Annotated in this window: 13 protein-coding genes and 1 pseudogene; 2 read left to right on the top strand and 12 right to left on the bottom strand. The window is 65.5% G+C overall.

Annotated features, from left to right (window positions below; all coding sequences use genetic code 11):
- Positions 1–2: 2 nt before the first annotated feature.
- From ACW17X_RS02860 to ACW17X_RS02830, 7 genes and pseudogenes are all read right to left on the bottom strand, one after another.
- A complete protein-coding gene (locus ACW17X_RS02860; protein WP_492099566.1) occupies positions 3–305 on the bottom strand; it encodes a type II toxin-antitoxin system RelE/ParE family toxin in 303 nt (100 codons plus the stop codon).
- The gene (locus tag ACW17X_RS02855) at positions 302–562 is read right to left on the bottom strand and encodes a hypothetical protein (RefSeq protein ID WP_492099565.1); all 261 of its coding nucleotides are present in this window, start codon (positions 560–562) and stop codon (positions 302–304) included. Before ACW17X_RS02855 ends, ACW17X_RS02860 begins: the two co-directional genes overlap by 4 nt.
- 56 nt (positions 563–618) lie before the next feature.
- Positions 619–720: pseudogene (gene sufC, locus ACW17X_RS02850) on the bottom strand (Fe-S cluster assembly ATPase SufC); the annotation flags it as partial.
- 11 nt (positions 721–731) lie between these two features.
- Positions 732–1037, bottom strand: coding sequence for a hypothetical protein (locus ACW17X_RS02845; protein ID WP_492099564.1), 306 nt, complete (start codon positions 1035–1037; stop codon positions 732–734).
- The gene (gene sufB / locus ACW17X_RS02840) at positions 1034–2500 is read right to left on the bottom strand and encodes a Fe-S cluster assembly protein SufB (RefSeq protein WP_267513402.1); all 1467 of its coding nucleotides are present in this window, start codon (positions 2498–2500) and stop codon (positions 1034–1036) included. The genes ACW17X_RS02845 and sufB overlap by 4 nt, the downstream gene beginning before the upstream one ends.
- Entirely contained in the window at positions 2500–3639 is a 1140-nt protein-coding gene (locus ACW17X_RS02835) for a cysteine desulfurase family protein (protein WP_492099563.1), read from the bottom strand. The genes sufB and ACW17X_RS02835 overlap by 1 nt, the downstream gene beginning before the upstream one ends.
- Positions 3636–4118: an Rrf2 family transcriptional regulator gene (locus tag ACW17X_RS02830; RefSeq protein ID WP_271166253.1), complete on the bottom strand. Its 483-nt coding sequence runs from the start codon at positions 4116–4118 to the stop codon at positions 3636–3638. The genes ACW17X_RS02835 and ACW17X_RS02830 overlap by 4 nt, the downstream gene beginning before the upstream one ends.
- 158 nt (positions 4119–4276) lie before the next feature.
- Here ACW17X_RS02830 and ACW17X_RS02825 point away from each other — a divergent pair, with 158 nt between their 5' ends.
- Both ACW17X_RS02825 and ACW17X_RS02820 read left to right on the top strand, forming a co-directional pair.
- Positions 4277–4927, top strand: a complete 651-nt coding sequence (locus ACW17X_RS02825) for an alpha/beta hydrolase (RefSeq protein WP_492099562.1) — start codon at positions 4277–4279, stop codon at positions 4925–4927.
- Positions 4928–4959: 32 nt separating this feature from the next.
- Positions 4960–6234, top strand: coding sequence for an NAD(P)/FAD-dependent oxidoreductase (locus ACW17X_RS02820; protein WP_492099561.1), 1275 nt, complete (start codon positions 4960–4962; stop codon positions 6232–6234).
- A 23-nt stretch (positions 6235–6257) separates the two neighbouring features.
- Here ACW17X_RS02820 and ACW17X_RS02815 read toward each other — a convergent pair whose 3' ends face one another.
- The 5 genes from ACW17X_RS02815 to ntrX form a co-directional block, all read right to left on the bottom strand.
- Complete coding sequence (locus ACW17X_RS02815; protein WP_492099560.1) at positions 6258–7898, bottom strand: Na+/H+ antiporter; 1641 nt, start codon at positions 7896–7898, stop codon at positions 6258–6260.
- A gap of 3 nt (positions 7899–7901) precedes the next feature.
- Complete coding sequence (gene hflX, locus ACW17X_RS02810; protein ID WP_492099559.1) at positions 7902–9215, bottom strand: GTPase HflX; 1314 nt, start codon at positions 9213–9215, stop codon at positions 7902–7904.
- Positions 9216–9461 carry an RNA chaperone Hfq gene (hfq, locus tag ACW17X_RS02805; protein WP_003164861.1) on the bottom strand — a complete coding sequence of 82 codons (246 nt, stop codon included), beginning with the start codon at positions 9459–9461 and terminating at the stop codon, positions 9216–9218.
- A gap of 105 nt (positions 9462–9566) precedes the next feature.
- Positions 9567–10430, bottom strand: a complete 864-nt coding sequence (locus ACW17X_RS02800; protein ID WP_492099558.1) for a D-amino-acid transaminase — start codon at positions 10428–10430, stop codon at positions 9567–9569.
- Entirely contained in the window at positions 10430–11836 is a 1407-nt protein-coding gene (ntrX, locus tag ACW17X_RS02795; protein WP_492087031.1) for a nitrogen assimilation response regulator NtrX, read from the bottom strand. The genes ACW17X_RS02800 and ntrX overlap by 1 nt, the downstream gene beginning before the upstream one ends.

Here is an 11836-nt window from a genome sequence, read left to right as displayed (position 1 = left end):
AATCAGTCGTTCGGAGTGGGATGAACGGCGCTCAAATCCTGTCGAGCGTCGTAGAAGGCGATGATGCGAATGCCGTCCGGGCGTTCGCGATAGACGATGATCTTCTTCCAGTCGGCTGCGCTCCATTCGAGAAGCCCAGGCCAGCGGGACAGGTGACCTTGATGAGGATGCTCGGCCAGACGCCAGAGCGTGGCCTTGATCTCCGCTTCCGCCCTGTCCGCAGTTGCGAGATTGTGCGCATCAAGGTGATCCAGAAAATCGGAGAAGGCCGTCAGCGCGGGCTCAGACCATTCGAAATCCTTCACCGCGTACGACGCGCCGCAAGCCGGGCTTCCGCCTCCACATTCGAAATGATCCGCCCCTCCCGCTCTGCGGTCAGTCCCGCCTCGATCTGCGCGATCTGATCCGCCGATAACGGCGAGCCACGGTGAACTTCACTGTCCGTGATGAAACCTTCGGCCGCCGAGGCGATAAATTCGCCGACCGGCATCCCGATCTCGGCCGCCGCACGCTTCAGGCGATCTGCGGTGTCTTCTCGGAAAGGAACGGCGATTGTTTCCATCAGAATGTCCTCGACAATCGGATCAGACCAGATTTCTCGATGATACCACGACCCAGCCCCATGATGGCGTGCGCCTCGCCCGCCGGCACTTCGAGCGTCAGGCCCTTGAGGATCGGCTTTTCACCGACGGAGACGTGGAGGTTGGAGATGGACAGCATTTTATTTGAACTCATAAGCAAGCACCGTTCACAGCGCAGGCGTAAACAATCAGGCCCATCCAGACGAAAAATAGGAGGGCTAAAGGAGCACTCAGAATCGCAACAAGACCCCAGCGCCAATCAGCACGAAATGTGAGCGTGAGGGCGAAAAGCCAGACTCCTGCGAGAACAACAATCACTGCTGCGTGGATGCTTTCAGAGCCGATCAGCTTATATTCGAACCTAAGAACCTGAGCAGCACACGCCAGCAAAGCGAGAATGATCGTCGCTGCGAAGCGGCGTTGTGCAACTCCCAATGCCGGTAGGGCTAAACTCACCCCACGCTCCCTTCCAGACTGATCGCTACCAGCTTCTGCGCCTCGACGGCGAACTCCATCGGCAACTTCTGCATCACATCACGGACGAAGCCGTTGACCAGCAGGGCCACCGCCTCTTCCTGCGAAAGCCCGCGCTGCTGGGCGTAGAACAACTGGTCGTCGCTCAGACGCGTCGTCGTCGCCTCATGCTCCAGCTGGGCCGAGCCGTTGCGGGCCTCGATATAGGGGATGGTGTGCGAGCCGCACTCCTTGCCGATCAGCAAGGAATCGCACTGGGTGAAGTTGCGCACGCCCGTCGCCTTCGGATGCACCGAAACCAGACCGCGATAGGTCGAGTCCGACTTCCCCGCCGAGACCGCCTTGGCGATGATCCGCGACTTGGTGTTCTTGCCCAGGTGGATCATCTTGGTGCCGGTGTCCGCCTGCTGATGTCCGTTGGTGATGGCGATGGAATAGAACTCGCCTGAGCTGTCGTCGCCCTTCAGGATGCAGGACGGGTATTTCCAGGTCACCGCCGAACCGGTCTCGACCTGGGTCCAGGACACCTTGGACCGATCACCCCGACAATCCGCCCGCTTTGTGACGAAGTTGTAGATGCCGCCCTTGCCCTCGGCGTCGCCGGGGTACCAGTTCTGGACCGTCGAATATTTCACCTCGGCGTCGTCCAGGGCCACGATCTCGACCACGGCCGCGTGCAGCTGGTTCTCGTCGCGCATCGGCGCGGTGCAGCCCTCAAGGTACGAGACGTAGCTGCCCTTGTCGGCGATGATCAGGGTGCGTTCGAACTGGCCCGTCTGGCTCGCATTGATGCGGAAATAAGTCGACAGCTCCATCGGGCAGCGCACGCCCGGCGGAATGTAGACGAAGGACCCGTCCGAAAAGACCGCGCTGTTCAGGGCCGCGAAATAGTTGTCCGAGACCGGCACCACCGACCCCAGATATTGCCGCACCAGCTCAGGATATTCGCGCAAGGCCTCGGAAATCGGCATGAAGATCACGCCGACCTTGGCCAGTTCCTCCTTGAAGGTCGTGACCACCGAGACGCTGTCGAACACGGCGTCCACCGCCACGCGCGGCGCGCCCTGCACCCCCGCCAGCACTTCCTGCTCCTTCAGCGGGATGCCCAGCTTCTTGTAGATTTCCAGGATCTCGGGATCGACCTCGTCCAGAGACTTCGGCCCTTCCTTCTGCTTGGGCGCGGCATAGTAGAACAGCGACTGGTAATCGACCGGCTCATACTTCACCGCCGCCCAGGTCGGCTCCTCCATCGCCAGCCAGCGTTCATAGGCGGCCAGACGCCATTCCAGCATCCATTCCGGCTCGCCCTTCTTCTCGGAGATGAAGCGCACGATGTCGGCGTTCAGGCCGCGCGGCGCGAACTCCTGCTCGATGTCAGACGTAAAGCCGTGCGCGTATTTCTCCAGCGCGGCGACGGCGTCGATGGTTTCCTTGACGGCGGCCATCAGGCGACCTCTCTCACGCGCTCTGCGGCGCGTGTCTTGTGCTTGTCGTAGGCGGCGATCCAGGCGTCGGCGAACCGCACCCAGTCGCTCTCGGTCGTGCCCCAGCCGCCGGAAACGCGCACGCCCCCGGTCGCCAGAGCGTTCAATCCCATGGCGCTGATGGTCTTGGACGGCTTGACCTTGCCGGACGAACAGGCCGAGCCCGCCGACACCATGACGCCGGCCAGATCGAGCGTGATCAACTGTTGAGGACTGTCCCAGCCCTCGACCGCCATGAACAGGGTGTTGGGCAGGCGCGGAACACCTCCGCCAATCACGGTCGCCCCGGCGGCCTCGACCTTGGCCTCGGCGGAATCGCGCCATCCGACATGCGAAGCCATCGTCTCCAGATCCCGCGCGGCGCAGTCAGCGGCCACGCCGAAACCGGCGATGCCCGGAACATTCTCGGTCCCGGCGCGCAGGCCCCGCTCCTGCCCCGCCCCGTGCAGGATGCGAACACCCGACACGCCTTCCTTGAGGATCAAGGCCCCGACGCCCTGCGGCCCGCCCAGCTTGTGCGCCGACAGGGTCAGACTGTCCGCGTCCAGAACCCGCATATCGACCGGGATCTTGCCCGCCGACTGGATCGCATCGACGTGCAGCCAGCCCCCTGCTGCACGCACCAAAGCTGCGGCTTCGACCACCGGCTGGATCACGCCGCTCTCGTTGTTCGCATGATGGACGGCGACCAAAGCCCGCCCCGGACGCGTCAGGGCCTCCGCCAGCCAGGCCAGATCCACCACGCCGTTGACATCGACCGGCAGCACCTCGACAGGCGCGCCCGCATTCGCCGCCGCCTCGGCCACGCACGGATGTTCGGTGGCGGAGACGATCAGCCGCTCGCACCCGGCCGCCAGGGCGCTGGCGATGGCCTGGGCGTTGGCTTCGGTGCCGCCGCTGTTGAACACCACAGCCGTCGGATCGGCGCCGACCAATTCGCCCACCTGAGCCCGCGCCGTCTCGACCCGCGCCCGCGCCCGCCGTCCGGCCGCGTGGACCGCCGACGGGTTGCCGTTGTCGGCCAGGGCCCGCGTCATAATCTCCAGCACCTCGGGCCGCACCAGGCCCGAGGCGTTGTAGTCCAGGTAGATCGCGCTCATGCCGCCACCCCCACAGCCTGCGGCGGTTCGACGTTGCGGCGACGCTGACCCGTGCGGTTCATCACCACGTCTTCCAGCGACACCCCGGCCAGATAGCGATGGATCTCGTCGCCCAGGTCTTCCCAGAGTTCATGGGTGATGCAGCGCTCGCCGGCCAGCATACAGCCCTTGGGCGATCCGTGGGCCACGCAGCGCGTCGCCCGGATCGGTTCATCCACCGCCAGCACGATCTCGGCCACCACCGTCTCCTGCGCGCCCTTGGCCAGGCGATAGCCGCCGCCCGGTCCGCGCACGCTCTTCACCAGGCCGCTCTTGCGCAGTCGGGCGAACAACTGCTCCAGATAGCTGAGCGAAATTTCCTGCCGCGCAGCGATTTCAGCCAGCGAAACCGCCCGGATTTCACCGCTCTCGCCGCGTCCGTTCTTCGCCAGATCGGCCATCGCCATTACGGCGTATCGTCCCTTGGTCGACAGACGCATATTCCAGCCTCAAAAATTGCGGGCTTTTCGGGGCTCTTGTGCTAGAACCCGCGCCTTCGCAAAGGCGGCTCGCTTGCGGAGGGACTTAGAAAGTCCCACCTCAGCGGTCAAGTATTACGCACACGCGAAATGACAGTTGAACGGATTCCAGAGCCCCTATGCCTGAAGTCATCCTGCCCGGCGCCTCCGGTCGCATCGAAGGCCGCTATTCCCCGGGCAAGCGCCCGAACGCCCCGATCGCATTGATTCTGCACCCGCATCCCAAAGCGGGCGGGCATATGAACAACCCGGTCACGGTCACCCTGCACCAGCTTTTCCAGCAACGCGGCTTCGCCACCCTGCGCTATAATTCGCGCGGCGTCGGCAAGTCGCAGGGCGAGTTCGATTCCGGCATCGGCGAACTGGCCGACGCGGCCACCGCCCTAGATTGGCTTCAGTCGAACAACCCCGGCGCCAGCCAGACCTGGGTCGGCGGTTACCAATTCGGGGCCTATATCGGCATGCAACTCTTGATGAGACGGCCGGAAACGGACGGCTTTATCTCGGTCTCGCCGCCGTCGAACATGTATGATTTCAGCTTCCTGGCCCCCTGCCCGGCCTCGGGCCTGTTCCTGCACGGTACGGCCGACACCATCGTGCCGCCGGTCGAGGTCGAGCGCGTGGTCAACAAGCTGCGCACCCAGAAGGGCATCATCATCGACTACGAACTGGAAGAGGGCGCGAGCCACTTCTGGCAGGACCATATGAGCGCCGTCGAACGCCGCGTCGGCGCCTACCTGGACAAGCGCCTGGAAGAAAAGCCGGCCTGAACCCATCTTCGGGTCTCGCATTGGAGTCCCGTATGAAGCATGACATCGTCATCATCGGCGGCGGCGCCGGCGGGCTTGAGCTCGCCGCCCGCCTGGGCAGGAAGTTCGGCCCGCGCGAGGGCCGTCGGCGCGTCCTGCTGATCGACCGTTCGATCTTCCATCTGTGGAAGCCCAGCCTGCATGAGGTCGCGGCCGGGTCGTTGGACAGCCATCAGGAAGGTCTGTCCTATCCGGTCCTGGCCCGCCGCAATCATTTCAGCTTCGCCTTTGGCGATTTGACCGGTCTCGATCCGAGCAACAAAACCCTGACCTTGGGCGAAATCCGGGATCAGGACGGCGTGATCCTGGTCAAGCCCCGGACCCTGACGTTCAACACCCTGGTGCTGGCGATCGGCAGCGGATCGAACCTGTTCAACACGCCCGGCGCAGCCGAACACGCCCACTTGCTGGAAGACGTCGCCGATGCCGAAGCCTTCAACAAGCGCCTGACCGCCGCCTTCCTCGCCTCCGCCTATTCCGATGAGCGGACGCTGAACATCGCCATCGTCGGCGCCGGCGCGACCGGCGTCGAACTGTCCACCGAACTGATCGAGGGTCACGACGAGCTGTCGGCCGGCCTGGCGCCGGACCAGAAATTCGATCTCAACGTCACCATCGTCGAGGCGGCGCCGCGCATCCTGGGCGGCCTTCCCGAAACCGTTTCGACTAAGGCGGCTCACGCCTTGGAAGCCAAGGGCGTGCGTTTGCTGACCGACGCCAAGGTCGACGCCGTTCAAGCCGACCGGCTGGACACCTCCAGGGGCCCGGTTCCGGCCGACCTGATCGTCTGGGCCGCCGGGGTCAAAGCGGCCGACACGAACCGCGACCTGGGCCTGGCCACCGGCCGCATCAACCAGTTCGTGGTGGACGACCATCTGCGCGCCTCTGCGCCGGGGGTCTACGCCATGGGCGACTGCGCCGAGGCGCCGGGGCCCGATGGCCGCCCGGTCCCCGCCCGCGCCCAGGCCGCCGCCCAGCAAGCCGCCTATCTATCCAAGGCCCTGTCCGACCCGTCGTGCGATCACGGACCTTATGTCTATCAAGATAAGGGCTCGCTGGTGTCGCTAGGCGGCGATCGTGGCGTCGGCTCGTTGATGGGCAACCTCGGCGGTCCGAACTTCCTGATCGAGGGCCTGATCGCCAAATGGGCCTATATGGCCCTGCACCTGGACCATCACCGCGCCATTCTGGGCGTGCGCCGCACCGCCTTGCTGGCCCTGTCCCGCCTGCTGCACCGCCGCGTCTCGGGCCGCCTGAAACTGCATTAGATCTGACGCCTCGAAAGCGAGGGTCAGAGGTACCGCAACTCCTGCAGATCGACCTCACGGATCATTCGCCGCGCGGTGACTTCATCCAGCTGCCGCGACCGCGCCATCCGCGCCAGTTCGTCACGTTCCGCCGCCAGCCCCGCCAGCCACAGCCGACGCTCCACATCGTCGATCTTGCGGGCCAGAACCGCGTCGTCCTCGTCGGTGCGGGTATGGGTCTCGATGCGTCGGCGATAGACCTCCATGATCCGGCTGGCGATATCGGAATAGAGGTCGGGGTTGGTCTTGCCCTCGGCCATGGCGTGGGACACATCCTCGACGGCGCGCAGAGCGGCGGACGCGGCGGCGACGCGACCGCGATCCGCCTCGCGTTCCTGCGACGGCTCCGGCGGCAGTTCGACGTCCTTCATCAGACGCGGCAAGGCGAAGGTGGCGACCAGCAGGGACACGATGATCACCCCCGCCGCCAGGAAAATCGCCAGGTTTCGCGACGGCATCGGCGATCCGTCCGCTAGGACGAACGGCAGGGTCAGAATACCCGCCAGGGTAATGGCCCCGCGCACCCCGGCCAGCGACATCACCATCGTCAGCCGCAGCCCCACCTTGGCGGGCGGGCCGCGATGGCGGCGCCGGAACAGGGTCAATTTCAGCGAGGTCCACACCCAGACGAACCGCAGGGCGGCCAGGGCGGCGACAATGGCGAAGACATAGACGGCCAGCCACCAGACTTCCGGTCGGCTGGTTCCCCGCACCACCTCCGCCGCACGCGCCATGATCGACGGCATCTGTTCGCCCAGGATGACGAAAATTATGCCGTTGGCGACGAACTGAACCGTGTCCCACACCACGCCGCGTCGGATGCGAGTCATGGCCAGGGACTGACCGCCGATCCCGCCGCCCCGTTCCGTGAAACTCATGGTCACGCCCGCCGCCACGGCCGCCAGAATGCCTGAAGCGTGCAATTCCTCGGCGACCAGATAGGCCGCGAACGGGATCAGCAAGCTGATCAGAATCTGCGCCCCGACGTCCTCGCCCCAACGGCGACTGACGAAAGCCTTGGCCGAGCTGATGGCCATGGTCACCAGCACCCCGACCGCCACCCCGACCAGCGCCAACCAGGCGAAGGTCCCCAAGGCGCTGCCGACCGAGAAGGCGCCCGTAGTCGCCGCCGCCACCGCGATCCGCATGCAGGTCAGGCCCGTGGCGTCGTTCAGCAGCGATTCGCCCTCGAGAATATGCATCAGCCGCTTCGGAATCGGCGCGCGCGCGGCGATGGCCTTGACCGCGATCGGATCGGTCGGCGACAGGATGGCGGCCAGGGCGAAGGCCACCGGCAGCGGCATCTCGGGGATCATCCACCAGATCAGGAAGCCTAGGCCGACCACGGTGAACAGCACCAGCCCCAGGGCCAGCTCCAGGATCACCGCCCGGTCGCGGAACAGGGCCTCCTTGGGGATCCGCCACCCGTCCAGAAACAGCAGGGGCGGCAGGAACAGCAGGAAGAAGATGTCCGGCTCCAGATCCACCGTCGTCCCTGTGACCAGGACGATGGCGGCACCCAGGCCGATCTGAACCAGCGGTAGGGCGATGCGTGTGATCCGTGCGACCGATCCCGACACCACGACGGCCAGAAGCAGCAGCAGCACGGTCTCGATCAGATGCATGGGTCAGTCGGCCAGGTCAGGATAGAGACGCTCGAATCGCCCCAGCGCCGCAGGATGAAGCCTCACTGTGACATGGGTGCGGCCTTCTGCGTCAGTGTCGCGCGACGTCACTCGTCCGTGCTCGTACAACCAGGCCAGGGCCTCGCCTTGCTCGGGCTCCAGCCGCAACTGCGTCTCCGGATCATCGTCGATCAGGCCGGCGATGATCTGGCGCAGAGGCTCGATCCCCTCGCCCGTCCAGGCCGAGACGGCGACGGCCTCGCCTTCCTTGGCCAGACGTTCGGCCTGGCCCAGAACGGCCTCGCGGGCCTCGTCGTCCAGCAGGTCGATCTTGTTCCAGACCTCCAGCACCCGGCGGGTCTTGCCCTCGGGCGTCTCGATCTGTTTCAGCACCGTTTCGACGTCCTTGGCCTGGGCGTCGCTGTCGGCCGAGGCGATGTCGCGGACGTGCAGGATCAGATCGGCCTCGCCCACCTCTTCCAGGGTGGCGCGGAAACTCTCGACCAGTTCGTGGGGCAGGTCGGAGATGAAGCCGACGGTGTCCGCGACAATGGCCGGCCGACCCTGCGGCAGGCGGATGGTCCGCTGCGTCGTGTCCAGGGTGGCGAACAACAGGTCCTTGGCGAAGACCTCTGATCCGGTCAGCCGGTTGAACAGGGTCGACTTGCCGGCGTTGGTATAACCGACCAGGGCGATGGTCGGGAACGGGACCTTCTGGCGCTGCTTGCGGTGCAGGCCGCGCGTGCGGCGCACCTCTTCCAGCTCGGCCTTCAGCCGCACGATCCGGTCGGCGATCAGGCGCCGGTCCAGCTCGATCTGGGTTTCGCCGGGGCCGCCGGTCGAGCCGGTGCCCCCGCGTTGCCGCTCAAGGTGGGTCCAGGTCCGCACCAGGCGCGACCGCTCATAGTCAAGCCGCGCCAACTCGACCTGCAGCCGGCCTTCCTTGGTCCGCGCGCGGCGTCCGAAGATTTCCAGGATTAGGCCGGTGCGGTCGATGACCTTCACCTCCCACGCCTTCTCCAGATTGCGTTGCTGCACCGGCGTCAGGGCGTCATCGATGATGACCGCCTCAGCATCAGCCGCGCGGACCAGGGCGGCCAGTTCCTCGACCTTGCCGCTTCCGAACAGAGTGGCAGGCGTGGTCCCTCGCAGTCGCACGATCTCTTCAGCGCGCACGTCAAGGTCCAGCGCGCGGGCAAGGCCCACGGCTTCCTCAAGGCGCTCGCTTGCCAGCCGAGGGCTGTCTGAGCGTCGGTCGGGATGGATGACGACCGCCCGGATCAGCGGGACGGCGTGGTCGATCAGTTTTTGGGTCAATCAGTCTTCTTCGGCGTCGGGCTCGTACAGTTGCACGGGCGCGGACGGCATGATGGTGGAGATGGCGTGCTTGTACACCAGCTGGGACTGGCCATCACGGCGCAGCAGCACACAGAAGTTGTCGAACCAGGTCACGATTCCCTGCAGCTTGACCCCGTTCACCAGGAAGATGGTCAGCGGCGTCTTGGTCTTGCGGACCGAGTTGAGGAAGGTGTCCTGAAGGTTCTGACGTTTGTCTTGCGACATGGCAGGTTTTTCCTGTTCTTGGTTGTTCGTCGCCATGGGAGCGGCGTCGGGGCCGATAGCGACCGGGGGCGACCTTAACCGCCCCCTCCATGCTCCGGCAACGCCCTAAATGGCGTCTCGGCGCGCCTGATCAAGATAGAGCTGGCGCAGCTTCAGCGTGATGGGCCCCGGTTTGCCGTCGCCAATCTTGGTTCCGTCAATCGAGATCGCCGGGGTGACGAAGGCGCCGGCGGCGGTGAAGAAGGCTTCACGCGCCCGCTTGGCCTCTTCGACGCTGAATGGACGCTCGTCCAGTTCGACCCCGTGTTCCTTAATCAGCGCCATCAGGGTGGTGCGGGTGCAGCCCTTCAGGATGTTGGCCTGGGTGTCGCGGGTCCGCAGCTTGCCGTGCTCATCCACGATCCACGCGTTGGTGGAAGAGCCCTCGGTGACTAGGCCCATGTCGTCCACGAACCAGGCCTCATAGGCGCCGGCCTCGCGCGCCGCCTGTTTGGCCAGAATATTTGGCAAAAGCCCGACCGTCTTGATGTCGCATCGTCCCCAACGGATGTCGGGCTGGGTCAGGACAGCGACCCCCTTTTGCGCCTGCGCCTCTCCCCGCGCCGACGAAATCGACTTGGCGGTGACGATGACGCTAGGCGGCGTTCCCGGCGTGGGGAACGGGTGATCCCGGCGCGCCGTGCCGCGCGTGACCTGCAGATAGACGATGCCGTTCTTCACCCGGTTGCGACGGACGGTCTCGCGCAGCACTCGCGTCAGGGACGCCACCGACATGGGGATGTCGATGCGCAGCTCGTTCAGGCTGCGGTGCAGACGGGTCATATGACCGTCGAAGTCCGCCAGCCGACCGTCGAACACGGACCAGACCTCATAGACTCCATCGGCGAACTGAAAGCCCCGATCCTCGATATGGACCACGGCCTGGCCATGCGGGCTATAGGTTCCGTTGACATAGGCGACGCGGGACATCAGGCCGGATCTTCCTCTTCGCCGCCGCGGGCCGGCGACACGCCCAGCGACTTCAATTTGCGGTGCAGCGCCGACCGCTCCATGCCGATGAAGGACGCCGTCCGCGAGATATTGCCGCCGAACCGCATGATCTGGGCCGCCAGATAGTCCCGCTCGAACACTTCGCGCGCCTCGCGCAGCGGCAGGGCGATGGTGCGTTCGGCGCCCATCGTGGACGCGCCCCCGTTCGACGTCGCCACCTCCTGCGGCAGCATGTCAGCGGTGATCGGCTCGTTGGGATCGCCGGTCGCCAGGATCAGCAGCCGCTCAATATTGTTGCGCAGCTGGCGGATATTACCCGGCCAAGGATGGACCTGCAGCACCGCCACCGCATCATCGCCGACGAGACGCCGCGGCAGGCCTTGGGACGCGCTGATGGTCTCCACGAAATATTCGACCAGTTCGGCGATATCCTCGCGCCGTTCCGACAAGGCCGGCACGCGGATCGGCACCACGTTCAGCCGGTGAAACAGATCCTCGCGGAACCGCCCCTCAGCGATCTCGGCCTTCAGGTCACGGGACGTGGAGGTGACCACGCGAACATCGACCTGCACATCCTGCTCACCGCCGACGCGACGGAACCGCTGATCGACCAGAACGCGCAGAATGCGGCTCTGGCTCTCGCGCGGCATGTCGCTGATCTCGTCCAGATAAAGCGTGCCGTTATGGGCCCGTTCGAACACGCCGATCTTGCGCGGGCGGCCGTCCTGCCCCTCTTCGCCGAACAGTTCGACATCCAGCCGCTCCGGCGTCATCCCGGCCGCCGAAATGGCCACGAACTCGGCCCGGGCGCGCGGACTGGCCTCGTGGATCTGGCGCGCGACCAGCTCCTTGCCGGACCCCGCCGGCCCGGCGATCAGCACCCGGCTGTTGGCCTGGGCCACCTTGGCGATAGTGCCGCGCAGGGCCTGGGCCGCCTGCGACCGGCCGATCAGGCCGGATGGCGTCATCGTCTGCGCCCGAAGCCGCCGGTTCTCGCGCTTCAGCGTCGCCGCCTCGATGGCCCGTTCGACCACCACCACCAGCCGGTCCGACTTGAACGGCTTTTCGATGAAGTCATAGGCGCCGCGCTTCAGCGCGGTCACCGCCGTCTCGATATTGCCGTGGCCCGAGATCATCACCACCGGCAGGTCGGGGTCGATCTCCTTGACCACCTCCAGCAGCTCCAGCCCGTCCAGACCGCCGCCCTGCATCCAGATGTCGAGGATCGCCAGCGACGGCTTCCTCGCGCGGATCGCAGCCAGGGCCTCGTCGGAGTTGGCGGCCACGCGCACGGCGTGCCCCTCGTCCTCGAGCAGGCCCGAAACCAGATCGCGGATGTCCGCCTCGTCGTCGACGACCAGAATGTCGGAACCGGTAGGTCGCAT

The organism is Brevundimonas sp. FV1ye4L (assembly GCF_058681255.1).
Note: the sequence above shows the minus strand (reverse complement) of the source record. Positions and strands in the feature narration are given on the sequence as shown.